The following is a 25,922-nucleotide window of genomic DNA, read 5'->3' on the forward strand; positions in this document are numbered from 1 at the left end:
AAGATATTGAACCAAAATTTACCCTTGAACTCTTCTATTTATCTTCATTTAATTTATCCAAACCCTATGAAATTATTTCGCTACCTGCTTTTGACAGGACTAGCCCTTGTGTATCTGACGGATGCAAATGCTCAAAGAAAAAAAAAGAAACAAGAGGATGTGAAGATTGACAAGGCCGTTGACGCAATGGCCAGCGCGGTGAAAGACAAGCTAAAAGATGATAAGCCGAAAAAGGGGCCGAAGCCTTTTAAAGAACTAATTGATACAAGTGCAGTGAGCCAGAAAGGAATGATTTCTGTCCACAAAAAGGATGATAAATGGTACTTTGAAATACCGGATTCGCTACTGAACCGCGATATTATGGCGGTTACACGCTACTCGAAAACTGCTGCGGGCGGCGGAATTTTTGGTGGCGAGGAAGTGAACCGGCAAATGATCCGCTGGGAAAAAGGAATGGACGATAACCTGCTGCTCCGCTCGGTAACTGTTGTACTGACAAGTCCGGACAGTACAAAGCCGATTTTTCAGGCTGTCAAAAATTCTAATTCAGATCCTATTATCGGGGTATTTGATATTAAAGCTGTTAAAAAAGCGCCGGACGTAAAAGCCTCGGTGATTGATGTGACCGAGTTTTTCAATGCTGATAATCAGGTTTTTTCACTAAGCTCAGTAAACAAACAGCTGCTCAAACTAACCACTTTTAAGAAAGAAGCTTCATTTATTGAGGAGATCAGGACTTACCCTATTAATACCGAGATAAGGACGATTAAAACGTTCTCGGTAACGCCGCAAATGCTCAGTACTTCGCCTACACCTTCTATTGGTCAATATCTTCCTTCTGGACTTGATGCGGGTGTGGTGACTTTTGAAATGAATACTTCGCTGATATTGCTCCCGGCCAAACCTATGCAAAAAAGGCTTTTTGACAGTCGGGTGGGCTATTTTGCAAATCAATATGCCGTTTTTGGAGAAGAATCGCACCGCTCGGATACGGAGGTATTTGCAGTGAGGTGGCGCCTCGAACCTAAAAATGCAGAAGATGCAGCGAAGCAGAAAAACGGTGAATTGATTGAACCCAAAAAACCAATCGTCTATTATATTGACCCGGCAACTCCTGAAAAATGGCGCAAATATTTGAAAGAAGGCGTCGACGACTGGCAGATTGCATTTGAAAAAGCAGGCTGGAAGAATGCGATCCGCGGAGAATACTGGCCGGAAAAGGACACCACTATGAGCCTGGAAGATGCGCGCTATTCGGTCATACGCTATTTCGCAGCAGATATTCAGAATGCTTACGGCCCGAATGTGCACGATCCGAGGAGCGGCGAAATTCTGGAAAGTCACATTGGCTGGTACCATAATGTAATGCGTTTGCTTAGGAACTGGTACATTGTCCAGGCTGCGGCAGTGGACCCTCAGGCGCGGAGAAAGAAGTTTGATGATGAACTGATGGGGCAACTGGTTCGGTTTGTTTCATCCCACGAAATCGGTCACACGCTTGGTTTGAGGCACAATATGGGTGCAAGCTCCGCTACTCCGGTTGAAAAACTGCGGGACAAAGACTGGATCAAGGAACACGGGCATACCGCTTCCATTATGGATTATGCGCGTTTTAATTATGTAGCACAGCCTGAGGACGGGATTTCAGACCTTTTTCCAAGAATAGGAGATTACGATAAATGGGCGATACAATGGGGTTACAGTTATTTCCCCGATGTAAAAGATCCCAAAGCTGAGAAAGCAATGCTGAATACTTTGACAAAAGAGGCTTACAAAGACACGCGCCTGCATTTTGGAACAGAAATCAGTCCCTACGATCCGCGTTACCAGACGGAAGATTTGGGTGATAATGCGATGAAAGCTTCCGAATATGGTATTAAAAACCTGAAACGCATTGTTCCAAATCTGATCGAGTGGAGTAAAGAAGAGGGAGAAAGCTATAAGGAACTGGATGAATTGTACAGCAATGTAAATTCGCAGTACCGGCGTTATATCGGGCACGTGATGAAAAACGTGGGCGGGATTTACGATGATCCGATCACTTATGATATGGAGGGACAAACTTTCACGCCTGTTCCGAAAGCGACTCAAAAAGAAGCAGTTGAGTTTCTTAACACCCAACTTTTCAAAACGCCGACCTGGCTTTTGGACCAAAATATACTGAGCAAGATCAAACCGGAAACCGGTGTGGAAGCGGTAAAAGCATTGCACGAATATGCGATCACTACGCTATTTGCGGGCGACCGGGCTGTGCGGTTGATGGAAACCGGACTTACCTCGAAAAACTATACTTTGGACGAGCTTTTTACAGATCTTGAAACGGGAATCTGGTCAGAAACTAAAACTGGAAAGAGTATTGATCTGTACCGGAGAAACCTTCAAAAGGTTTATACTGAGAAACTGATCGATCTGCTGAAACCCGGAAAAGCGAATGTGCAGTCAATTCCGGTTGGTATAACCTATGGGTTTTCTACCCGGGTTGTTGAGCTGGAAAAAACAGACCTGCCTTCGATCGCCAGGGCGCATTTGGAAGCGATCAAAAGCAGCGTTACCTCGGCAATTCCGAAAACGACGGATAAGATTACCAAATACCATCTACAGGACGTTTTGCAGCGGATCAAGCAGAGTCTTGATCCTAAGTAAGTGTGAATCACGAATGCCAGGCCGAGTGTCTGGTATTTTGTTTTTAAGCATAAAAAGTATGTCGAACCTTGAACTTACACTTGCCGGATTTCACCACTTTTCGCAGGTCATTCAAACTGATAAGCCTTTCAAAAAGCTCGATTTCTCGGCAGCCAATGCGGCACTTCTGAGTCGGGACTTATCCGAAACGGAAGTGTTTACGAGTTTTGTTTTCGATGAACTGTTGCAGGAGAATAAATATGCGGGTATCGGCGGTTACGGGGAAAACCGGGTTATTTACCGGCATAGGAAGCATTTCGAGGGAGATTCAATTAATCCAAGAAGCATTCATCTGGGAACCGATATTTGGGTAGCTGCGGGAGAAGCTGTCTTTGCTCCGCTTGCCGGCAAAGTCCACAGTTTTGCATTCAACGATAATTACGGCGATTACGGCCCGACGATCATCCTTACTCACGAGCTTTCGGGCAATACATTTCATACCCTTTACGGACACCTATCCCTTGCTTCGCTGGATGGATTGGTTGCGGGGAAAAATATCAATGCCGGAGAACATTTCGCATCCGTCGGTAACTTCCCGGAAAACGGCGACTGGCCGCCGCACCTTCATTTTCAGATCATTACAGATATTGGGCACTACAATGGTGACTTTCCCGGCGTGAGCAGCATTGCAGATCGCAATTACTATCTTTCCATTTGTCCGGACCCTAATCTGATATTGGGGATAGCGGAAAATGCGTAACAATTTTATCTAGTTTTATGCGTATAACTAGAAATGAATGCGCATATTTATAATTATGAAAACGCGACTGAACATCACTATCGAGAATACAATTTTGATGCAAGTGAAAGCTTATGCAGCCTCCAATCACATGAGCATCTCACAAATTGTAGAAGACCATTTAAAGATGATCGTAAAGACCTCTGCAAGAAATCGAAGCATATTAGATGAAGTTGACCAACTTGAGTCACCTCAAAATACTGATTCAGAGAAAAACTTAAAAAACGATTTTTACGAGGAAAGGGCAAAGAAATATGGCTTTTAAAGTCTTTCTTGATGCCAATATCATTCTTAATCTGTTCATTAGTAGAGATAAGAAATTACAAACCTCAGCACTAAATCAGTTGCCAGTTTACGATACTTCCGAATTTTTAAAGCTGATGTAAAATATTACTTCCGATAAATCGTAGTCGCCGCTGATTGTGCGCTGGCTAGAATGGTAATATCTGCAATAGTAACCCTGTCCGGGGCATTTACTGCGTATAAGATTGCATCGGCAATATCGCCGGCCTGCAACGGATCAAATCCTTCGTACACCTTTTCAGCCCGCGATTCGTCTCCTTTGAAACGAACCAATGAAAATTCAGTCTCCACAGCACCGGGCGCCACATTGGTAACCTTAATTCCGTGCTGCGTCAGTTCGAGACGCATTCCTTCGCTGAGCACTTCTACGGCCGCTTTGGAGGCGCAATACACCGCTCCGTTGGCATAAGTTTGCTTACCGGCAATGGAACTGATATTGACAATATGACCTTTTCCTTTCTCCAATAACAATGGAATAACTGCTTTGGAAACATACAGCAGCCCTTTCACATTTCCGTCGATCATCGCGTCCCAATCTTCGGGATCACCTTCGTCGAGCGAGCCTAGACCATGTGCATTTCCTGCATTATTAATCAGAATATCAATATTTTTCCAGTGATCCGAAAGCGAATTGATCATCGCAAGCACAGCTCCTTTGTCACGAACATCGAAAAGCAGCGTTGTTACCTGGACTTTTGAAGACAGCTTTTCAGCAATTTCATCCAGTTTTTCCTGGCGCCTGCCGCAAAGAATGAGGTCAATTCCAGCGTCTGCGAACAATTCGGCAGTGGCTTTTCCTATTCCTGAAGTGGCTCCGGTAATTAATGCAATACGGGACATTGAGTCAATTTTAATGTTACTGCTACTGCTGTCTGCTAGTCCGCTTTTCTCGGAATATTCAAACTGCTGAATTTGCCTTTTTCGAGCTGGGCTGCCTGGTTAAACATCTGGACAGCCTGCTGAAATACATTATCGGTAGGATTTAGAACCTGGAATACTTCATTATTAAGACCGCTTTTTTGCTTGCGGCCCCAAACGTAGCGACCGATAATTGCTTTGGTCTGAGAAGTAATGATTGGTTTTGAAAGATTCAATTCCGTCGGATTTGGTTTGATACCCGACTTGGAAGCATCTTTCACCATATCTGCGATCATCGCATCCGACACATCGAAGGTTTTCACGAACTCGTCAAAAGTTTGTTTTTCGAGTTTTTTCTGATTGTTGTTCGCATACCTTAAAGCATATTCTCTGATTATATTCTTTGAATACAGCTCGAAAAGGTATTTGCTGTTCATTACGGTATCTTTTGGAACAAAAATGTCAGGAGTAATACCGCCGCCACCGTACACAATGCGGCCGCCGTCGGTTTTGTAAACCTTGCTTTTATCGAACTTAATGCTGTCTACATTAAAGAGCTCACCACTTTCGTATCGGTGCGACAGATCCTGGCTGTAATCGTCTCCTTTGCCAAGTTCATAAGGTTTTTGAATGCTTCTGCCGCTCGGCGTGTAATATCTTGAAATGGTCAGACGCAGTTCCGATCCGTCATTCAATTTGATCGGCATTTGAACTAGCCCTTTTCCGTACGACCTCCTCCCTACTACCAGTGCGCGATCATGATCTTGCAACGCGCCTGCCAGGATTTCGGAAGCGGAGGCACTACCTTCGTCTACTAATACAATCAGGGGACCTTGCTCAAAAAGTCCGTCGACGTGCGAACGTGTTTTTCTGTCAAAGCGGCTGTCTTTTCCTTCTGTGTAAACCAAAAGTTTATCTCCCGCAATAAATTCGTCGGCCATACTGGTAGCCCTCTCCATGTAGCCGCCAGGGTTACCTCGCAAGTCCAGTATCAGGTTTTTCAGTCCCTGTGTTTTCAAGGTTTTTAATGCTGATTTAAATTCTTCGAATGTAGATTCCGAGAAGCGGCTTACTTTAATGTACCCAATTTCCTGATCAACCATATAAGAAGCGTCTACCGAAAAAGTAGGAATTCTGTCACGCACAACCGCGAAATTCATCTTTTCTTTCAAACCAACCCTCTCAATCGCCAGATCAACTTTCGTCCCTCTTTTACCACGCAACAATTTGTAAACCTGAGCATTAGTAACCCCGGGTCCTGAAAGGTTTTCTTTATTAACAGAAATGATCCTGTCACCACTCTGGATACCAGCCGTTTCCGACGGGCCTCCGCTAAGTGGCGTTACTACGTAAACTGTATCGTTATAAATATTAAACTCAACCCCAATTCCATCAAAACCCGATTCGAGTTGAGATCTTGCTGCGGTCGCTTCTTCTGCATTGAAATAGGCCGTGTGCGGATCTAGCTTTTCGAGCATTTTGGAGATAGAATAGTCAACCAGCTCCTCGGTATTGACTGAATCGACATAATTGTTTTCTACCAAAGAAAGTACTTCCCTGAATTTGTTAAACCCTTTTGCAACGTCAGACAGTTTTTTTCCCCCGCTAAAAAAAGTGCTTCCCAACAGCACGCCGGCGGCCAGCGTAATTCCGATAATGATCGGCAACCGCACGACCGATTTCGGATTATTGATCGGTGTCTGTGATTTTTCTGAATTCATGCTGTGATATAGGAAAAGGAGCAAATTTGCCCGGGCGGATAACTTCTATCTAACGTGAAGTAAAAGAATTTGGTTGCTTATTCCAAGCGGGTTAACAGGAAAAACTACTACACAAAAGACTTCAAAGATTCGGGGTTTCGCATGGTATCCAGGTTAATGACTTTTTCCGGATCCTGGCCCATCAATATCCTTTTCATAGGCGCCTCCATCTTTTTTCCATTGATAGTATAAGGAATATCGTCGACCTGCTCGATGGTATCGGGAATGTGACGCGGGCTATATTGTGTGCGAAGTGTCTCCCTGATCTCAGCTTTCAGTTCGTCGGTCAATTGTTTGTCTTTCCCCAAAACAACAAAAAGCGATATCGTACCTTCCCCGTTTGACTTTTCCAGATAAACGGCGAGGCTGTCTTTCACCGCGGGGATACTTTCCACGGCGCGGTATATTTCAGCGGTACCAATGCGCACTCCGCCACGGTTGAGGGTAGCATCTGAGCGGCCATAGATAATCACAGATTTCCGGTCAGTAATCTTGATCCAGTCGCCGTGGCGCCACACATTCGGGTACATTTCAAAGTAGCTTCCGAAATATTTTTCCTGATCTTCATCATTCCAAAAATAGATCGGCATGGAAGGCATAGGCTGCGTGATCACCATTTCACCCATTTCATTAAAAACAGGATTACCCTCTTCATCAAAAGCTTCGATCCGGCAGCCCAGCATTCTGCATTGGATTTCACCAGCATAAACCGGCGTGATCGGACAGCCGCCTACAAATGCGCTGCAAACGTCGGTACCGCCGCTCAGCGAGATCAGCCAAACATCTTTTTTCACCTGCCGGTACACCCACTCAAAAACTTCCGGCGGTAATGGCGAGCCGGTTGACCCAATAGTTTCCAAATGCGAAAGGCGCTCTGATGTAATACTGACGCCATTTTTCATCGAAGTAATATAAAATGCTGCACCGCTGCCGAAGTGCGTGATCTTGGCTTGCTCTGCCAATGTCCAGAGAACCTGGGACGACGGATAAGTAGGTGCGCCATCGTAAAGGACCAATGTAGCGCCGCATAAAAGTGAGCCCAATGCATAGTTCCACATCATCCAGCCGGTAGTGGAATACCAGAAATACCGGTCGCCGGGCTTGACATTCTGATGTAATATCAATGCTTTCATGTGTTCGATCAGGCAGCCGCCGACACTGTGCGTGATCGCTTTCGGCGCGGCAGTGGTTCCCGAAGAATACAATATCCAGATAGGATGATCGAAAGGTACCGGCTCAAAGTCGATCCCGAAATTTTGTAAATGGAGAATATCTTCCCAGGAAGTATATCTGTCCGGCCTGGAATCCGAGCCGATATTATTGATCAATACAACATCCTTCACCGAGCGCAGCGACATTGCTAATTCCTGTGCAAAGGAAGTGAGATCGTGCGTTTTCCCATTATAATGATAACCGTCGGCGATGAACAAAACCTTGGGTTCAATCTGCAAAAAGCGCTCTATCAATGCTGTTTTACCAAAATCCGGAGAGCAGGACGACCAAACGGCCCCTATTGAATTCGCAGCCAGAAATGCGATGACAGATTGGGGGATATTGGGCAAAACGGCAGCTACCCGGTCGCCGGGCTTTACGCCTATTTGTTTGAGCCAGGTAGCTACTGCCGCCACTTCTTCTTCCAGCCTTTCCCAGGAAATTTCTTCCGGCCCGCCTTGTTCTGACTGGAATATAATAGCGGGGCGATCTTTGTTTTTATTACGGAAAATATGCTCGGCGTAATTGAGTTTCGAGCGGGTAAACCACTTTGTTCCGATCATGCCGCGCTGCGGGCGTTGCAGTACTTCAAGGTACAGATCGTGCGATTTTATATGAAAGTAATTCCAGAGACTTTCCCAGAAATCTTCCAGATCAGTAACCGACCATTCCCACAAATCGTGATAAGATCGAAAATAAAGGCCTTTTTTGACAAACAGCCAATCCATATATTTTTTCAGATTGGACTGTTCCATTAATGTCTTTCCCGGTTTCCATAAAGGTTGATTCTGTACTTCGGCTGACATATTTAATTCATTACAGTGAAGATTTAGATCGCAAATGCTCTGAGAGGCATTTTGCTGATAGTACTAATAAACGTTGCGTTATCACTTTTGACATAAACAGCAACTGAAATATTTAGTCGAAAAAATTGACGTATCTTTGCCGGCTAATATAATTACAATCAATACTTTCTGATGATCAGATAGGCTGGCTGACAGAAAACAACTTTCAGTTAGAAGCAATTTGTTAAGAGGAAATAACTCCAGTAGTGATACTGCATTCCTAAAATGAGAAAAAGAACAAACGATTCAAAGCCTGGCAGCTTAGGCTCATCCAGTGGCGGAGACAAATCATTCCGTAAAAGCAGCGGCGGTGGCGGCAATTCATTCAGAAAGCCAAAACCAGAAGTAGAAAGCCGTTTCAGCAAGCCGAGCATCAAAAAATCCAGTTTGAGAGCCGCCAGCGGCGACAACAAACCAACCAAAGCACGTCCGAGCTTCGACCACGAAAAACCACGCGACGACAGGCCGCGTTTCGATAAACCACGTTTCGACAGACCTGAACAAGGTGGTTTCCGCAAAGACAAACCTTTCGAAAAATCGGCTCGCCCATTCGGGAATAAAGGTTTTCAAGGAGAAAAAAGCTCCTTCCGCAAGCCAGATCCAACAGGCGACGCCCGGCCATTCAGACCACGTACCGGAGACGAACCAACTGAAAGAAGACCTTATTCTGATAGAGGAGAAAAGCCGCGTTTCGAGAGAGGTACCGATAGAGGAGACAAGCCACGTTTTGAAAGAAGTTCAGACAAAGGAGAGAAGCCACGTTTTGAAAGAAGTGCGGATAGAGGAGACAAACCGGCTTTTGACAGAAATTCAGAAAGAGGTGAAAGACCGGCTTTTGACAGAAATACAGAAAGAGGCGAGAGACCTGCTTTTGGTAGGAATACAGAAAGAAGTGAGCGGCCCCGTTTTGATAAAAAAGACTTTAAACCAACCGGAAAACCGGCATACGGTCGCAAGGCTGAGGGCGAAAGCCGCCCGGTAAGAGAGCCCCGTGAGAATTTTGCCAAAGAGGAAAAAGCCCCGGAAGCAGAGGATCGCAGTGGTTTGGACAGGAGAGTAGGACGCTTTGAAAGTGCCCCGCGTTACAACCTGAAAGAATACGAGAAGAAAAACGCTCCAAAAAAAAAAGAGGAAACCGGTGAGATAAGGCTTAATCGCTATATCGCAAATGCCGGTATTTGCTCGCGCCGCGAAGCTGATGATCTTATTTCGGGCGGCCAGATTTCAGTAAATGGGAAGGTCGTGACTGAAATGGGGCATAAGGTGAAAATGTCCGACGTTGTCAAATTTGGCAAGAAGGCGTTGAATCCTGAAAAAATGGTCTATATACTGATCAATAAGCCGAAAGATTACATTACTACCACAGACGATCCGGAAGAAAGGAAGACGGTTTTGGACCTGATCAAAGGAGCTTGTCACGAGCGCGTTTATCCCGTCGGTCGCCTCGACCGGAACACAACAGGATTGCTGTTATTGACAAATGACGGCGAGCTGGCTGAAAAACTGACGCATCCTTCGAGCGGTATCAAGAAAATTTATCAGGCTGAGCTCGACAAACCCATCACAACGGAAGATTTCGAAACTTTGCAGCACGGTGTTGAGCTGGAAGATGGATTTATCCACCCCGACGAAGTAGGTATCGTAACTCCTGATGCGATGGTTGTAGGGCTGGAAATTCACAGTGGCCGCAACAGGATCGTTCGCCGGATGTTTGAGCACTTAGGTTACGAAGTTCAAAAACTCGACCGTACAGTATTTGCCGGACTGAACAAAAAAGACCTCCCCCGCGGAAAATGGCGCTTTTTGAGTGAGAAGGAAGTGGTTAAGTTGAAGTATATGCTTTGAGTTTCATTTGAAAAAGACATAAAAAAACCGGCAACGAATTCGCTGCCGGTTTTTTTATGTTTCAATCTTATAATCTAAATCCAAAAGAGAATACATCGTAAGGTGCATCAGGATACAATCCTTCAAAAGTCACCATTGATTCTTCTTTTCCAGCGATCGCTGCTTCGAATTCTTTCACTGTTTTAACAGCTTTTCCATTCACTTTGGTGATGATGAAACCTTCTTCGACTTGTGATCTCGCAAACTTACCGCCTTCAATAGCCAGCACTTTTACGCCACCTTCTACTTTGTACCGGGACAGTCTTTGTTTTTCCTGATCACTCAGGTTACCAAACTGCGCACCAAGTACACTCATGATCGCCGCAGTTTCATCACGTTTGATGATGTCAGAACCACCTGTTCTGTTCCGTAATGTAATGCTAAGTTCTCTCTCTTTGCCATCGCGGTTCACAGTAAGGTTCACTTTGTCGCCAGGCTTGTGCAAGCCGATTGACTGTTGCAACTCAGGAACAGAGTGAATATCGATTCCGTCCACTTTAACAATCACGTCGCCTTTGTTGACACCGCCAGCCTTAGCTGCACTGTTTTCTGTGAATTCACGCACATAAACACCGTCATTTACCTTCACGCCGTATTCTTCTGCTTTTCTGCTGTCTAGGTTATCCAGTTGAATACCCAGGTATCCTCTCTGCACATTACCAAATTTGATCAGGTCGCTTGACACTTTTTTAACGATACTTGAAGGCACCGCAAATGCATATCCTGCAAAACTTCCTGTCGGGCTGGCAATCGCGGTATTGATACCAATCAATTCTCCTTTCAGGTTAACCAATGCACCACCACTGTTTCCAGGGTTAACTACCGCGTCTGTCTGAATAAAAGATTCCAGAGGCGAGTCACCTGCTGTTGCAGCTGCCGGAGTTACGCCATTACGACGGCTTGACGAGCCGATAATACCTAATCCACGACCTTTTGCACTTACAATACCCGCAGTTACGGTCGATTCCAGGTTAAACGGATTTCCTACTGCTACCACCCATTCTCCTACCTTCACCGCGTCAGAATTACCCAATGTTACAGCCGGAAGATTTTTGGCTTCAACCTTGATAACCGCGATATCCGTAGATGGGTCAGTACCAACAACTTTCGCGCGGTACTTACCTTTATTGTGCAATGTAACTTCCAATTCCTGAGCGCCTTCTACTACGTGGTTATTTGTAACAATATATCCGTCAGAAGTTAAGATCACTCCGGAACCCGACGCTTCCTGAGACTGAGGTCCGCGCTGTCCGCCACCGAATTCATCACCAAAAAAGTCCCTGAAAATATCCGGTATCTGCTGACCTCCTCCGCCGCCGCGATAAGCCTGACGAGTTGACGTCGACTTAATGTGCACTACGGTAGGGGTTGTTGCTTCGGCTGCGTAAACAAAGTCGCCCGGTGCACCAACTGGCGCTCCGGTTGAGGTGAAGCGTGCAATATTCTCACCCGCCGCCTCCTTAATAATTACATCTTTATCATTATCAGTGCCTAAGAGTTTAAAGCCGGCGAGAGTTGACGCACTTGAAATCAACCCAACCAACACTAAACTTTTCCAATTTGTTTTCATAGATATATGTTGGAGTTTTTATTTTGTAAATGAATAACGCAAAGCAAACAACAAACTATTCCCGTAGCAGGCTCATTTAACATATTTTAACAAAGGTATTTGATTTCAATTTTTACTAAACAATCCTGCCAGAAGAACTTTGTCGTTTACCAGCTCTACCATAAAAAAGGCGTTATTTGTTCAATAACGCCTTCTCCAATTTGATCAGTTCATTAAGCGATTTCGATCTGACGGGCAGGCTTTTCTTTCGCCTCTTCCCTCTTCGGCAAAGCGATGCTCAGGATCCCTTCGGAATAGTTCGCTACTACCTTTTCTGCATCAACAGAGTTTGGTAGTGTAAATGTGCGTTGGAAAGAAGTGTATTTGAACTCCCTGCGCGTGTATTTTTCTTCATTTTCCTCTGACTTCTGTTCCTTCTGAGCAGAAATGGTCAGCTGGTTTTTTTCAAGATTTAATGTGAAATCTGATTTCTGCAAACCTGGTGCAGCGACTTCTATGCGAAAACCTTCGTTGCTTTCTACCACATTTACAGCTGGTACGCTGCCTGAAAACGCTGGTGTGTTAAATTCTGGAAACAGATCTTTGTTGAAAAATCCGTTTAAATAGGAAGGAGTTGCGAAATGGGTTTTTACTAACGTGCTCATTTTATGGAATGTTTGATGTTTGAGTAAAGTTTAAACCTCTTGGGTTTTGCTTCTTTAATAACAACTTCCATTCCCGTAAGAAAAAAGCATATTAATTATGCCATTATGTCACTTATTTTCAATAAAATTGCAATTCACTGACATTGTGTCACATATCAGTTAGAAAATAACGAACATTCTGACATTTTTGATGTCAGATGATATATACCCATTATTGTCTAGCGTAGTTCGAGGATAGCGCAAGCTTGCTCTGAGGCAGATTGCTCGGCTTTTTTCTTCGTAAAACCGTTGCCGGTTGCGAAAGGCTCCTCGTTGACAAGGATTTGTGAGATGAATTCGCGGTGGTGGCGGGTACCTCGTTCTTCGATAATCTCAAAACGGATTTCCTTACCTTCCCGCTGCGCCCATTCAATGATGAGGCTTTTGAAGTTCGCATTGTTCTGAATAATACTATCCAGATCATAATGCGTAATAAGCTTGCTGATGATAAATGTGCGCGTGAAGCGGAAACCTTTATCCAGGTAAATTGCGCCTACAAATGCTTCGAGCGCATCGCCGTACATGGAAGATCTTGGCGACATGCCGCGACGGTTGCCGTCGTATTCAATCAGATTGTCAAGACCAAGTTTGCGGGAAATTTGGTTTAACGATTCCCGGTTTACGATCCGCGATCTGATTTCGGTTAAAAAACCTTCGTCCTTGTAGGGGTATTTGGTAAAAAGAAATTCTGCCACGACCATTCCTAAGACTGCATCTCCCAGGTATTCAAGTCGTTCGTTTGACTCACGAAATCCTTTGATGGCCGTTTCTTTGGAAGCGGAGGTGTGGCGAAAAGCGAGCTGATAAACACCCAGATTAGAGGGACGGTCGCCAATTATATGCGCGATAGACTCCTTAAATTTTTTATCCTCAGCACTTCCGGTTCTGAAAAGAGAAAGTATCGGTATAAGAATTCGCTTTGCCAATTGTAGAAAGTTTATCAGTCTTCATATCTTTTGAAAACGACTGATGCATTATGACCTCCAAATCCAAAAGTGTTACTCAAGGCGATATTCACCTTTCGTTTTTCTGCTTTATTAAAAGTAAGATTCAGTCTTGGATTAATTTCCGGATCGTCCGTGAAATGATTAATTGTAGGGGGAATGATTTGATCTTTGAGCGCCATAATGCAAGCGGCAGCCTCAATCGCACCTGCTCCTCCGAGCAAGTGTCCCGTCATTGATTTTGTTGAACTGATGCTCAGATTATAAGCGTGTTCCCCAAAAAACTTCTCAATTGCCTTGATTTCCTGCGGATCACCAATCGGCGTCGATGTTCCGTGGGTGTTAATGTAGTCAATATCAGTTGCCTTGATCCCTGCGTTTTCGATCGCATTCCGCATTACTATGAATGCTCCAAGTCCCTCTGGGTGTGGGGCAGTAATGTGATAGGCATCGGAAGACATTCCTGCACCGATCATTTCAGCGTAAATTTTTGCTCCTCTTGCTTTGGCGTGCTCATATTCTTCAAGGATCAGCGCAGCGCCTCCCTCTCCAAGTACGAAACCATCGCGATCCTTATCATAAGGCCGGGAAGCAGTCTCAGGACTGTCGTTTCTTTCCGAAAGTGCCTTCAATGCATTAAATCCGCCTACACCTGCAATTGTGATAGCAGCCTCAGACCCGCCGGAGATACATACATCCATCATACCTAATTTGATATAATTGAATGCGTCTATTAATGCGTTGGTAGCTGATGCGCAGGCAGATACGGTAATGAAGTTCGGGCCGCGGAAGCCGTAGCGGATCGAGAGAACTCCCGACGCGCTGTCCACAATCATTTTAGGGATGAAGAAAGGATTGAAACGGGGCGTTTTGCCATTTTCGGAGAAGTTCATCACTTCTTCCTCAAACGTTTTTAAACCCCCTATTCCGGTGCCCCAAATTACACCGGCTTTGTCGAGATCAAGCTTATCTACGTCAAAGCCGGCGTCTTTCATGGCTTCGTCTGCAGCAATAACCGCGTACTGTGTAAACGGGTCCATTTTACGTGCTTCCTGTCGAGGGATGTAATTGTTGATGTCCAATCCCTTGACCTCACAGGCAAAACGGGTCCGAAACTTTTCAGCGTCGAATCTGGTAATCGGCGCAGCGCCGCTTACCCCCGCAACCAGATTTGTCCAAAAGGTAGAAACATCATTCCCGATGGGCGTTAATGCGCCCATTCCCGTAATCACAACTCGCTTAAAACTCATAAAAAAGGACAGAAATAGAAGATGATACTGGTATAAGAACCGAATTACTTCACGTTCTCTTCCAGGTATGCAACAGCTTGGCCAACTGTACCAATGTTCTCCGCCTGATCATCAGGGATAGATAGATTGAATTCTTTTTCGAATTCCATAATCAATTCAACGGTATCTAGAGAGTCTGCTCCCAAGTCGTTCTGGAAGTTTGCTTCCGGTGTAACCTCCGACTCTTCTACGCCGAGTTTCTCGACGATAATTTGCTTAACTCTTTCTGCAATTGCTGACATTTTATAATCACTTTTTGGTTAAAATCGCAACAAAGAAAGATATTCTAGTTCACTTTTTCAAAATTTTTTTACTCAGCCCTTTTTATTGTAATATCTCATTCCAAAATAAAAAAAGGACTAAAACGGACACTTGTTGGTTATACGTTTTTTGATTTCTTTCGATAATCTGCAGAACATCCGGTATAAGTGTACATTCACCAAATTTTAATAAGAAACGGCCATTTTAATATGATTTCGATACCAAAACTAAAAAATACAGATTCCGGGCAGTTCTTTCTCCTAGCAGGTCCGTGCGCCATTGAAGGCCGCGATATGGCGCTCAGAATAGCAGAAAAGATCGTTACAGTTACTGAAAGACTTCGGATCCCATACATTTTCAAAGGCTCTTACCGAAAAGCGAATCGCACCAAAATCGACTCATTTACAGGTATTGGTGATGAAAAAGCATTGAATATCCTGAGAGAAGTTTCACAAACATTCGGGATACCCACTGTGACGGACATTCATGAATCACACGAGGCGGCGATGGCGGCCGAATATGTGGATGTTTTGCAAATACCCGCGTTCCTCTGCCGGCAGACTGAACTACTGGCTGCAGCTGCAAAAACGGGGAAGGCTGTAAATGTAAAAAAAGGGCAGTTTTTATCGGGCGCGTCCATGAAATTTGCCGCTGAAAAGATCCATGAGGTCAACCCGCAATGCCAGGTAATTCTCACAGATCGTGGTAATAGTTTTGGGTACGGCGATCTGGTCGTTGATTACCGTAATATTCCGGAAATGAGTGCATTTGATGTGCCTGTGGTGATGGACTGCACGCATTCGCTGCAACAACCCAACCAGAGTTCGGGAGTAACCGGAGGCAAGCCAAAGCTGATCGAGACCATCGCAAAAGCTGCTATTGCAGTGGGCGCCGACGGACTTTTTATCGAAACGCATTTTAATCCCGCCGAAGCAAAATCCGACGGCGCAAATATGCTTCCGCTGGACCAATTAGAAGGTTTATTGGAAAGATTAGTTCGGGTGAGAGAAGCGATATTATGATATTAAAAGCTGCCCGTAACCAGATTTTTGTATTGCTGATATGCTGCAACCTGCTGCCTCAGTCGGTCAGCGCGCAGCGCGATTCCACTCTTTGGAGAGTGAAGGCGGGTGACATTATCCCGCCGGTTTCACTCGCCGTCGCCGGGCTGGTCGTGCAGGGGAAGATCAGCCGCAGCCTGCAGAGGGAAGTCCGGTCGCAATATCCTTCATTCCGCACGAATGCTGACGATTTTCTGCCTTACGCGCCGGGTGTTGTGAGCCTTACCCTGGCCTCGGCAGGTGTAAAAGGCAAGCATTCTCTTGGCGACCAACTGATACTTGCTTTATTATCTAATATCGGCGCGCAAGTGGTTACGCAGGGCGTCAAACGCATTTCAAAATATCCGAGACCAAATGGGGAAGACAACCATTCTTTCCCCTCCGGGCACACCACCACGGCCTTTGCGAATGCAGAGATATTACATCAGGAGTACGGCAACAGAAGCGTTTTGTATAGTATCGGAGGGTACGGAACTGCCTCTGCCGTGGGCGCGATGCGGATTTTAAACAATAAACACTGGCTGGCAGATGTATTAATGGGCGCCGGGATCGGAATCGGGGCGACGAAAGTGTTTTATATCAGCTACCCTTGGCTCAAACAAAAATTCCCCCGCAAGAAAAAAATTGCAGTTCCCAAATAGCTGCTGACAAAGGGCTGTCACAGGTACCTTTTTTATTTGCCCTATTACTTAACAGACAGCCCGATGCAACTTAAGATCATTCAACCGATCCACGTTCTCTATTTTGAGACAGAAACCACTTTAAACGATATTTTCCAATATGTCAGGCTGGTAGCCCGGCGGCTGTATCGGGATGCGGTTCAGCACGATATGGAAATCACCGGTCCAGTATACTGGATTTATGAAGGCGCCGATGGTAACCCAGACACCGTTTTCAAACTCACGATCGCATTGCCTGTTAGTCCCGCTGCGCCTGCTTCCAGCTCAGAATTCGAACAAAAATTGCTGGAACCATATAAGTGTATTTCTCACGAATTACAGGGAGATTGGAATGGATTAGGGAATGTTTACGGTGAAATTTTTGCCAAAATAGGCGAAGGAAATCACGCGCCTTCCGGTCAGAACCGTGAAATTTATATCAATATGGACTTTCAGAATCCTGCGGGAAATACCACGGAAGTACAAGTTGGTATCTTTTAAAATTTTAAACTCACCAACTCACTATCAATGTCTTACTGCGATTATATAAACAATAATATCTCCGAGCTATCTGATTTTCTCTTAAATAAAGAGTACCACGATAATCACTACGGTTATCCGATCGACGATGATGATGAACTCTTCGGGCGACTGCTGCTGGAAATAAACCAGGCGGGGCTGAGCTGGACTTTAATGCTGCGGAAGCAACATTCTTTTCGTGAAGCTTATGCTGGTTTTTCGATTGAAAAAGTGGCGGCTTTTGATGAAAATGACCGCGAGCGGCTCATGCAGGATGCAGGTATCGTCAGAAACCGGCTGAAAATCAACGCGGCCATTGTGAATGCGCAGAAGATTCTGGAACTGCAAAAGGAATATGGTTCTTTTAAAGGCTGGATCAATGCTAATCACCCCCTTACCAAGCCCGAGTGGATCAAACTTTTCAAGAAAACATTCAAGTTTACTGGCGGCGAGATCGTGAACGAATTTTTAATGAGTACCGGATATTTACCCGGCGCGCATTCGCCGGATTGTCCTATTTATCAAAAAATTGAGCAGTTGGCAGGCTAGCCGACGTTCGTTTTAATGTCCTTTTAAATAAGTGAGCAAATGCGCCGGCTGGTCGGTTTGTAATCCCTGAACTCCTTTGTCAAGTGCTTCTTTCCACGTCACCGGGCCTTCGGACGGATTTTGTACATCCAGCCAAACTTCCACGCCGTTTTCATTCGCTGCTTTGATCAATTCAGGATCTTTCAGATTGTCCAGGATCTGAACGTGTGTTTTTTTCAAAAACCCTAATAATTGCTCTTTGCTGGTGACATCTTTTGGCAGACTTGTCATCAGCGGAATATGCGGCGCTAGCTCTTTCCATTGCCGGTACTGGCGCTCATCGTTGAGGTAAACTATCACCTGATTTTCCATTCCCGCAGCTTTTATCTGCTTCCAGGCTTCCTCAATATTTGCTTCTTTACAATCCAGATAGATATTGATCTTGTCTTTGCACAAGGCCAGCATTTCCTGGAATTCAGGGATCCGGTGTGTTTTTTTATTTCGGTTAAATACCTGCAATTTCCGCACTTCCGACAGATTCATTTCTGAAATGCGGCCGCTCCCATTCGTGGTACGGTCGACTTTACTATCGTGCAGTACTACGAGTTTCCCGTCTTTTGTAGTCCGGAGATCGACCTCGACATAATCTGCGCCGCATTCGATCGCATCCCGGCAGGAAGCGAGCGTATTTTCAGGGGCCGCAATATGATTCCCGCGATGGGCGATCACAACCGTTTTATTTTTACACTGAGGTAACTTTACCTGCTGTGCCTGTGCGCCAGCTGCAAGTCCCAGGATGGAAAACAGAATAAAGAAGTTTTTGCCAATCATAATCTGAAAGATAAAAGTCTACAAGTGCAGTGAATAGCTCCGCACTCATAGACTCATCAACTCTAAACTAAAAATTACTGTATCTCAAAGCTGCTCAGATTCACAAATTCCTGAACCCGCGCATTGATTTCCTCACGTGAAAGATTAACCAAACGCTCCGTACCAAATTTTTCAACACAAAAAGAAGCCATCGCCGAACCATAAATAACCCCGCGCTTCATATTCTCGAATGAAATATCATTGGTACTGGCGAGGTAACCTATAAATCCACCTGCAAAAACGTCACCAGCGCCGGTTGGGTCAAAAACCTCTTCAAGCGGCAACGCCGGTGCAAAGAAAATACGGTCTTCCTGGAAAAGTAACGCACCGTGCTCTCCTTTTTTAATGATCAAAGTTTTCGGGCCCATTTCCATGATCTTCTTCGCCGCTTTACGAAGCGAATATTCACCTGACAGTTGGCGGGCTTCCTCGTCGTTAATCGTGATCAGATCAACCATTTTTAAAACCTCTTTCAAATCGTCCATCGCAATATTCATCCACAAATTCATGGTATCGAGCATGATCAGTTTCGGACGTTTCGCCATTCTTTCGATCACCAGTTTCTGCGTAGCCGGAACTGTATTTCCCAGCATCAGAAATTCGGTACCCTGGTAAGAATCAGGTATAGTAGGGTCGAAATGCTCCATTACATTCAGTTCGGTCACCAATGTATCGCGGGTGTTCATATCCTCGTGGTACTTGCCCGACCAGAAGAAAGTTTTTCCGTCCTGAACGATTTCCAATCCTTCGGTATTAATGCCGTGGTCTTGCAAAAGCGTGATCATTTCCTTTGGAAAATCGCCGCCTACTACGGCAACCAGATTATTATCCTTTGTGAAATAAGAAGCGGATAGTGTGATGTAAGTGGCGGCGCCTCCGATAATTTTATCTGTTTTTCCAAAAGGCGTTTCGAGCGCGTCGAATGCAACAGACCCTACGGTTAGTAAGCTCATAGATAATTACTGTGTTGATTTTAAGTTAGTTTCAATCTTTGTTTTAATACCAAAAAACGCTGCTAAGATAGTCAAAACAGCCGAATAGCATATTTCCTACCCTGCATATTAGGCAGCCGGCGAATCTATCATCTGTTATTTGCTATTTTTGTTGATCAGCTTTTTATTTATTCACTATAAACACATACTAACAAATGGAAGCAGTTTCCGAAGCACGCAGGCATATTGATAATGCGAAAGATTTTTTAAGTAATAATGCAAAAAAAGAGGACGGACTTTATCACGACAAAAAGTACGTCAAGATAGCCGGCCACACCGCTTACACAGGCATATTGCTGGTGCTCAACGAGCTGCTCGGAGAGAAAAACAGGAAAACACCGAAAAGCGTGGAATGGTACCAATATGAGCTCAGTCGGATAGATAAAAGTTTGCTTGCCAACTTTACCACAGCTTACCAGATCCTGCATATTGATATGGGATACCAGGGCACTAAAAGTGCAAAACTCGCTTCTGTCGGGTTACAGGAAGCAGAGAAAATAATCAGGTGGGTGGAAACCCGCCTCGAAAAAAAGATGATCAGTTAAAAATTAATTTTCAGTAAGTACCGGATAAATGACCGACCAAACTTTCCAGCCTCTTAAGATATTCAATACACTTACGCGTAAGAAAGATGTATTTGTACCGATCGCCCCTCCTTATGTCGGGATGTACGTCTGCGGGCCGACGGTCTATAATAATGTACACTTAGGAAATATCCGCACCTTTCTGGCATTCGATATTCTCTACCGGTACCTCACACATATCGGCTACAAAGTGCGCTATGTGCGGAATATCACGGACGTGGGCCACCTGGTAGGTGACGGCGATGAAGGGGAGGATAAAATTGGCAAAATGGCGAAGCTGCAAAAGCTGGAACCCATGGAGATCGTGCAGCGGTACACCAATGATTTCCACGATGTTACAGCCATATTTAACCTGCTAACTCCCAGCATTGAACCTACTGCCACCGGCCATTTGATCGAACAGATCGAGGCGGTGCAGACGCTGATCGAAAAAGGCGCCGCGTACGAATCAAACGGTTCTGTCTATTTTGATATTAATAAATACCAGGGCGCGGGAAATGAATATGGAAAGCTTTCCGGCCGCATTATCGAGGACCTTTTAAATGAAACGCGGGAGCTCGACGGGCAGGCAGAAAAACGCAATCCACTCGATTTTGCATTGTGGAAAAAAGCCAGTCCGGAACATATTATGCAATGGGATTCTCCCTGGGGAATGGGCTTCCCAGGCTGGCATTTGGAGTGTACCTGCATGAGTAAGAAGTACTTAGGCAAGCAGTTCGATATTCATGGCGGCGGAATGGATTTAAAATTTCCCCACCACGAATGCGAGATCGCGCAGGGAAAATCGCTCACCGGCGAGGAACCTGTGCGTTACTGGATGCATACCAATATGCTGACTGTGAACGGGCAAAAAATGTCGAAATCGCTGGGTAACTCCTTTCTGCCTTCCGAGCTTTTTGCAGGTAGCCACGAGCTGCTCGACCAGGCTTACAGCCCGATGACCGTGCGGTTTTTTATGTTGCAAAGTCAATATCGGAGTACGCTTGATTTTTCAAACGATGCTTTAAAAGCGGCACATAAAGGCTACAAAAAGCTGGCAAACGGGTTAAGGAATGCGAAACTGCTGACCTATTCTGCCGAAGAAGAAATTGCTATTGACGAAGCAAAAAAAGCCGATATTCAAAAATCAGTCGACGGTTTTTACGCCGCGATGAACGACGATCTGAATACCGCAGTCGCATTTGCCAACCTTTTTAATTTGCTCAAATACATCAATATGCTCAATATGGGGCAGCTGAAACCTGCGGCAATTGGTGAGGATACATTTAATCTGCTGAAAGAAAAATTCGTTGTTTTCTTCGAAGATGTACTCGGCTTGCAAGAGGAGCTGGCGGAAGGTTATGCGATACTGGACGGAATGCTGAACCTTTACCGCGAATTTAAAAAATTGCAGAACTACGAAAAAGTAGACGAAATCCGTTCTTATTTCAAAAATCAGGGTCTGGTAATCCGCGACACGAAAGTGCGGGTGGACTGGGCTTACGAAGAATAACCATGAAAAACCGGCAATCGATCATCGCTTATATTCTGTTGGGCGTGTTTCTACTGGGTGGGGCGGCTTATTATCTGGTCCCGTTTATCACCACTAGTAAGGTTGAACCAATCAATCTGAATGTTCCGGCCGAAGCGCCAAATTTCGTAAAGGAAGGTGAGGTAACCTTTTTGAAAAACGGCAAAGTACATTTGAAGATCGACGTTGAAATTGCAGAGAACGAAAACGAGCGTGCAAAGGGGCTGATGTACCGTTCCTCCATTCCCGACTCGGTGGGTATGCTTTTCATTTTTGACCGCCCGGAGCCGCAGAGTTTCTGGATGCATAATACGAGCATTCCACTCGATATTATGTATGTGGATGCCAACAAAAAAATCATTTCCATCGCAGCCAATACCGAACCCTATTCCGACGAAGCGGTGCCTTCACTCGGTGATGCGCAATATGTGGTAGAAGTAAATGCCGGATTCAGTGAACGTAACAATATCAAAACAGGAGATGCTATTTCTTTCTAGGAGCCTATTTTTCAAGAGATTCACTTATATTTTTTCTCTTACACTATTAATTTACGGCTGCAAGAGCAATACCAGCTCCGAGCAAACCAGCGAACAGGCGGTCAAGCTGGTCGCCAGCCCGGCATTTAATCCTGACTCTGCGTATGCATTCGTTCAAAAGCAAGTCGATTTCGGCGCACGCGTTCCCAATTCCAAGCCGCACCAGCTTTGCGGCGATTACCTTGTCGCAACTCTGAAAAAATACGGTTTGCAAGTTACCGAGCAGCCTTTTACACCGACTACTTTCGACGGCACCAAGCTAAATGCACGTAATATCATTGGTAGCTTCAATCCCGCGGCTTCAAAACGCATTTTGCTTGCTGCACACTGGGATTCCCGCCCGTTTTCAGATCAGGATTCAGTTGTAAAAGATAAGCCGGTACTCGCCGCAAATGACGGAGCGAGTGGTGTAGGTGTGTTACTGGAAGTGGCCAGAGTACTTTCTTCACAAACTACCAAACCGGATATCGGCGTAGATATTATCTTCTTTGATGCCGAAGACTGGGGCAGCTCAGATGAGCCTACCAAGATGGAATACAGCGGATTTTGCCTCGGCTCTCAATATTGGTCCGCCAACAAACATACTCCCAATTACACGGCCTACTTTGGTATTTTGCTGGATATGGTAGGTGCAAAAGGCGCTACGTTTTTGAAAGAAGGACATTCCGTGCAGGTGGCAGAAGAGGTGGTAAGGCAGGTTTGGACTACCGCGAGCCGAATCGGTTACAACAATTACTTTATCGACGAAAGAGGCACTTCCATTACCGACGACCATTGGCCGGTGAACAAGGTAGCCGGCATTCCGATGATCGATATTATCCACACCAAACAAAACAGCCTGGCACTCACCTTTTTCCCTCAGTGGCACACCAGCCATGATACGATGGAAAACATTGACCCGAATACTTTGAAAGCCGTCGGGCAGACATTGATGCAGGTACTGTACCAGGAGGCCGCGGGGCAGGCGTTGTAAGGGTCATTGGTGGTCACTGGTTGTCATTGATTGTCATTGTGGTCATTGATTGTCATTGGTGGTCACTGGTTGTCATTGATTGTTTGGGGTGGTTCGAAGTGGATCGGGTGGTTCGGGTGTTGTTCGGGGTGGTTTGAAGTGGATCGGGATGGTTCGAAGTGGATCGGGATGGTTCGGGTGTTGTTCGAAGTGGATCGGGTAGTTCGGTATTGTTTGCTTTTGACCTAGAACCGAGCGAAACAAAAATGACCACAAATGACAATAAGTGACCACAAATGACAACCTCGAACAACCCCGAACAACCCCAAACAACCCCGAACTACCCCCGAACAACCCCTACATCCTTCGCACCATAACCCAAACATCCGAATTCCGTCCCTTATCGTCGCTGCATGAAATCTTTACCCTTCCCATTGGCGGGGTGATGAAAATGGGTTCTTGCGGTTTGGCTTTTTTGGTGAGCTTATCATTGATATACCAAAAAACTTCCTCCACATCGTTTGCCGCCTGACACGCCAGCTGTAATTGCTGCGGCTCTTCTTTTTGAATGTAATACTCGCTACCCTCATTCGGACTCACAATAAGCGGCGCGCCTTCGTGAAAAACGCGCTCGCATTTCGGGTTGTGCGGTGGAATCTTCTGATAAGGGATTTTTTGTAGTTCGTTAAATGCAATCAGCTCGGGCGCGAGATTGGAATATGCTTTTTTCTCGAAACCAGTCTCAGGGAGACAATAGGTACAATAAGATATTCTGCCGGCAGGATCTGTAAAAACCCAGCGCAAATGCTGGCACTTTTTATAATTGGAAACACCTACTATATATTGATCGGGAATCGCGTGCGGACAAAAATCGGAAGGAATATCACCTGTCTCCGGGCATACCTGCCGGACTGAAATGTTGGCGGGAGACTGGTACCAGCCTTTTGTGGAATTGTAATCGAGTGAATTGAATATCGAGAAAAGCAACGGGGTCGCCGTATTGGCGCCACTTAACTCAGGTACGCCTTCCCCGGAAAAATTCCCGACCCACACTCCTACCGTGTACCTTTTATTATAACCAATACTCCACGCATCCCGCTTTCCATACGAAGTGCCCGTTTTCCACGCGATTTTGGGTAAATGATAAGTATTGTCAAAATTCGTAGGCAAATCCGGCCGGGTAATCTGGGTGAGAATATCCGTGACCAGAAATGTAGCTTCTTCCGAAACAATCTCCTGTCCATTCGCCGCAGACTTCGATTGTGTGTATTTCAATGCATTCAACTTTCCATTATTTGCAAATGCAGCAAACAGGCGCGTCAGTTCTTCCAAAGTAACCCCGCAACCGCCAAGAATCATCGATAAGCCTAGATCCTTCGCCTGCTTGTCGATCGTTTTAAAACCAGCTTTTTTTAGTTTACCAATAAAAAACGGAGTGCTGACATCCTTCAAAATCCGCACCGCGGGGATATTCAGTGAATTGGCCAAAGCAAAAGTTGTCGTAACCGGACCATTGAAACGCAGGTCAAAGTTTTCAGGCTCATAACCGCTGAAATTTCCGGGAACATCATTCAATACAGATTTGGGTGTGATAATTCCTTTATCAAATGCGGCTGCATACAAAAGTGGTTTCAAAGTACTTCCCGGTGATCTTACTGCTCTCACGCCGTCCACCTGCCCGCCGTCGAAAGGATTATCAAAATCGGCGGAACCGATATAAGCTTCCACCTCCATCGTTTCATTATTGACCACCAAAACCGAGGCATTGTGGATATTCATCATTTTCCGGCGGTTGATGAAATTCCGGACCTGCTCTTCGATCTGCTTTTGTGCCTGGATTTTAATAGTAGTCGCAATAACAGGCTGGTCGGGATACTGCTGTTTGAGCCGGATCGATAAGTGCGGTGCATTGCGCGGAGCCTGTAACCTTTTTACCTGCAAAGGCTCGTTTAATGCGTCTTCAATAGTATTTTCCTCAAATAACCCCTCCTTTTCAAAGTGCATCAACCATTCATTTCTAGCCAGTTTCAATGCGTCGTTCCTGGTTCCTGGCCGCAGGCTGGAAGGTCTGTTCGGGATAATGGTCAATGCAGTAATTTCTGCCAGACTAAGCAGCTGAGGCGGTTTTCCGAAGTATAGTAAGGCAGCAGATTTGATCCCCTCGATATTCCCGCCGTACGGAATCAGGTTCACATACATTTGAAGGATTTCCGTTTTGGTAAAATGCATTTCCAGCTGCAATGCGCGCGCCATTTCAATGATTTTATTAAAATAAGTCCGTTCGCGAGGCTGGGTTAGCCTTACTACCTGCATTGTAATTGTAGATGCGCCAGAAGTTCTTTTTCCCGTAAAAACATTCCTGAATGCGGCCCTGGCTATTGCCAAAGGATTAATTCCGGGATGATAATAGAAATATTGGTCTTCCTTATAAAGCAGCGTTTTGCTGAGCAGCGGCGTGATTTCGGGCAATGCAGTTTGTAGCCGCCACTTATCATCGCCGCTCAGAAACGCATGAATTACAGTTCCCCGGTGATCGGTGATCTGCGTAGCATATTGGATTGTGGGTTTGAAAGGAAATATGAAATCAAGTACCAGAAACAGGAAAACAACGACTGCGGCAGTCACCAAAAGTTTTCTGAACGGTACGCGTTTCATATTGGAGGTGTGTAAATCGGGTAGTT

Annotated in this window: 23 protein-coding genes; 12 read left to right on the forward strand and 11 right to left on the reverse strand. The window is 45.3% G+C overall.

Going from position 1 to position 25,922, the window contains the following annotated elements; all coding sequences use genetic code 11:
* The first annotated feature begins 66 nt into the window (after positions 1 to 66).
* From KOD92_RS18675 to KOD92_RS18685, 3 genes are read left to right on the forward strand one after another with little or no spacing between them, the layout of a single operon-like run.
* A complete protein-coding gene (locus KOD92_RS18675) occupies positions 67 to 2,643 on the forward strand; it encodes a zinc-dependent metalloprotease (protein ID WP_215235101.1) in 2,577 nt (858 codons plus the stop codon).
* Between the two features lie 58 nt (positions 2,644 to 2,701).
* Positions 2,702 to 3,382, forward strand: coding sequence for a peptidoglycan DD-metalloendopeptidase family protein (locus KOD92_RS18680; protein ID WP_215235102.1), 681 nt, complete (start codon positions 2,702 to 2,704; stop codon positions 3,380 to 3,382).
* 55 nt (positions 3,383 to 3,437) lie between these two features.
* Positions 3,438 to 3,686 carry a DUF6364 family protein gene (locus tag KOD92_RS18685; protein ID WP_215235103.1) on the forward strand — a complete coding sequence of 83 codons (249 nt, stop codon included), beginning with the start codon at positions 3,438 to 3,440 and terminating at the stop codon, positions 3,684 to 3,686.
* Between the two features lie 125 nt (positions 3,687 to 3,811).
* On the opposite strand, the gene KOD92_RS18690 is transcribed toward KOD92_RS18685, so the two are convergent.
* The 3 genes from KOD92_RS18690 to KOD92_RS18700 all read right to left on the reverse strand — a co-directional run bounded on the left by KOD92_RS18690 (position 3,812) and on the right by KOD92_RS18700 (position 8,360).
* Complete coding sequence (locus KOD92_RS18690; RefSeq protein ID WP_215235104.1) at positions 3,812 to 4,564, reverse strand: SDR family NAD(P)-dependent oxidoreductase; 753 nt, start codon at positions 4,562 to 4,564, stop codon at positions 3,812 to 3,814.
* Positions 4,565 to 4,599: 35 nt separating this feature from the next.
* The gene (locus tag KOD92_RS18695) at positions 4,600 to 6,303 is read right to left on the reverse strand and encodes a S41 family peptidase (RefSeq protein ID WP_215235105.1); all 1,704 of its coding nucleotides are present in this window, start codon (positions 6,301 to 6,303) and stop codon (positions 4,600 to 4,602) included.
* Between the two features lie 107 nt (positions 6,304 to 6,410).
* Positions 6,411 to 8,360 (reverse strand): acetoacetate--CoA ligase, encoded by a 1,950-nt coding sequence (locus KOD92_RS18700; RefSeq protein WP_215235106.1) that lies wholly within the window; start codon positions 8,358 to 8,360, stop codon positions 6,411 to 6,413.
* A gap of 264 nt (positions 8,361 to 8,624) precedes the next feature.
* Here KOD92_RS18700 and KOD92_RS18705 point away from each other — a divergent pair, with 264 nt between their 5' ends.
* Entirely contained in the window at positions 8,625 to 10,244 is a 1,620-nt protein-coding gene (locus tag KOD92_RS18705) for a pseudouridine synthase (protein ID WP_215235107.1), read from the forward strand.
* Positions 10,245 to 10,311: 67 nt separating this feature from the next.
* On the opposite strand, the gene KOD92_RS18710 is transcribed toward KOD92_RS18705, so the two are convergent.
* From KOD92_RS18710 to KOD92_RS18730, 5 genes are all read right to left on the reverse strand, one after another.
* Positions 10,312 to 11,853, reverse strand: a complete 1,542-nt coding sequence (locus tag KOD92_RS18710; protein ID WP_215235108.1) for a Do family serine endopeptidase — start codon at positions 11,851 to 11,853, stop codon at positions 10,312 to 10,314.
* A 212-nt stretch (positions 11,854 to 12,065) separates the two neighbouring features.
* Positions 12,066 to 12,497: an Hsp20/alpha crystallin family protein gene (locus KOD92_RS18715; protein WP_215235109.1), complete on the reverse strand. Its 432-nt coding sequence runs from the start codon at positions 12,495 to 12,497 to the stop codon at positions 12,066 to 12,068.
* 218 nt (positions 12,498 to 12,715) lie between these two features.
* The gene (gene rnc, locus KOD92_RS18720) at positions 12,716 to 13,462 is read right to left on the reverse strand and encodes a ribonuclease III (protein WP_215235110.1); all 747 of its coding nucleotides are present in this window, start codon (positions 13,460 to 13,462) and stop codon (positions 12,716 to 12,718) included.
* 14 nt (positions 13,463 to 13,476) lie between these two features.
* The gene (fabF, locus tag KOD92_RS18725) at positions 13,477 to 14,730 is read right to left on the reverse strand and encodes a beta-ketoacyl-ACP synthase II (protein ID WP_215235111.1); all 1,254 of its coding nucleotides are present in this window, start codon (positions 14,728 to 14,730) and stop codon (positions 13,477 to 13,479) included.
* Positions 14,731 to 14,774: 44 nt separating this feature from the next.
* Positions 14,775 to 15,011, reverse strand: coding sequence for an acyl carrier protein (locus tag KOD92_RS18730; RefSeq protein ID WP_015813362.1), 237 nt, complete (start codon positions 15,009 to 15,011; stop codon positions 14,775 to 14,777).
* A gap of 228 nt (positions 15,012 to 15,239) precedes the next feature.
* Here KOD92_RS18730 and kdsA point away from each other — a divergent pair, with 228 nt between their 5' ends.
* From kdsA to KOD92_RS18750, 4 genes are all read left to right on the forward strand, one after another.
* Positions 15,240 to 16,052: a 3-deoxy-8-phosphooctulonate synthase gene (gene kdsA / locus KOD92_RS18735; RefSeq protein ID WP_215235112.1), complete on the forward strand. Its 813-nt coding sequence runs from the start codon at positions 15,240 to 15,242 to the stop codon at positions 16,050 to 16,052.
* Positions 16,049 to 16,732: a phosphatase PAP2 family protein gene (locus KOD92_RS18740; protein WP_215235113.1), complete on the forward strand. Its 684-nt coding sequence runs from the start codon at positions 16,049 to 16,051 to the stop codon at positions 16,730 to 16,732. The genes kdsA and KOD92_RS18740 overlap by 4 nt, the downstream gene beginning before the upstream one ends.
* A 63-nt stretch (positions 16,733 to 16,795) precedes the next feature.
* Positions 16,796 to 17,251: a GyrI-like domain-containing protein gene (locus KOD92_RS18745; protein WP_215235114.1), complete on the forward strand. Its 456-nt coding sequence runs from the start codon at positions 16,796 to 16,798 to the stop codon at positions 17,249 to 17,251.
* 27 nt (positions 17,252 to 17,278) lie between these two features.
* Positions 17,279 to 17,818, forward strand: a complete 540-nt coding sequence (locus tag KOD92_RS18750; RefSeq protein WP_215235115.1) for a DNA-3-methyladenine glycosylase I — start codon at positions 17,279 to 17,281, stop codon at positions 17,816 to 17,818.
* A gap of 12 nt (positions 17,819 to 17,830) precedes the next feature.
* On the opposite strand, the gene KOD92_RS18755 is transcribed toward KOD92_RS18750, so the two are convergent.
* Together KOD92_RS18755 and KOD92_RS18760 are read right to left on the reverse strand one after the other, a co-directional pair.
* Complete coding sequence (locus tag KOD92_RS18755) at positions 17,831 to 18,628, reverse strand: glycerophosphodiester phosphodiesterase family protein (RefSeq protein ID WP_215235116.1); 798 nt, start codon at positions 18,626 to 18,628, stop codon at positions 17,831 to 17,833.
* Between the two features lie 74 nt (positions 18,629 to 18,702).
* The gene (locus KOD92_RS18760) at positions 18,703 to 19,620 is read right to left on the reverse strand and encodes a PfkB family carbohydrate kinase (RefSeq protein WP_215235117.1); all 918 of its coding nucleotides are present in this window, start codon (positions 19,618 to 19,620) and stop codon (positions 18,703 to 18,705) included.
* Between the two features lie 194 nt (positions 19,621 to 19,814).
* Here KOD92_RS18760 and KOD92_RS18765 point away from each other — a divergent pair, with 194 nt between their 5' ends.
* The 4 genes from KOD92_RS18765 to KOD92_RS18780 are packed head-to-tail and all read left to right on the forward strand — an operon-like array spanning position 19,815 to position 23,262.
* The gene (locus KOD92_RS18765; protein ID WP_215235118.1) at positions 19,815 to 20,204 is read left to right on the forward strand and encodes a DUF5618 family protein; all 390 of its coding nucleotides are present in this window, start codon (positions 19,815 to 19,817) and stop codon (positions 20,202 to 20,204) included.
* Positions 20,205 to 20,232: 28 nt separating this feature from the next.
* On the forward strand, positions 20,233 to 21,735 hold the full coding sequence (gene cysS, locus KOD92_RS18770) for a cysteine--tRNA ligase (protein WP_215235119.1): 1,503 nt from the start codon (positions 20,233 to 20,235) through the stop codon (positions 21,733 to 21,735).
* Between the two features lie 2 nt (positions 21,736 to 21,737).
* On the forward strand, positions 21,738 to 22,250 hold the full coding sequence (locus KOD92_RS18775) for a DUF192 domain-containing protein (RefSeq protein ID WP_215235120.1): 513 nt from the start codon (positions 21,738 to 21,740) through the stop codon (positions 22,248 to 22,250).
* Positions 22,234 to 23,262, forward strand: a complete 1,029-nt coding sequence (locus tag KOD92_RS18780) for a M28 family peptidase (RefSeq protein WP_215235121.1) — start codon at positions 22,234 to 22,236, stop codon at positions 23,260 to 23,262. Before KOD92_RS18775 ends, KOD92_RS18780 begins: the two co-directional genes overlap by 17 nt.
* Before the next feature lie 336 nt (positions 23,263 to 23,598).
* Here KOD92_RS18780 and pbpC read toward each other — a convergent pair whose 3' ends face one another.
* Positions 23,599 to 25,896, reverse strand: a complete 2,298-nt coding sequence (gene pbpC, locus KOD92_RS18785; protein ID WP_215235122.1) for a penicillin-binding protein 1C — start codon at positions 25,894 to 25,896, stop codon at positions 23,599 to 23,601.
* Between the last annotated feature and the right edge of the window lie 26 nt (positions 25,897 to 25,922).

Source organism: Dyadobacter linearis (assembly GCF_907165045.1).
Taxonomy (GTDB): domain Bacteria; phylum Bacteroidota; class Bacteroidia; order Cytophagales; family Spirosomataceae; genus Dyadobacter; species Dyadobacter linearis.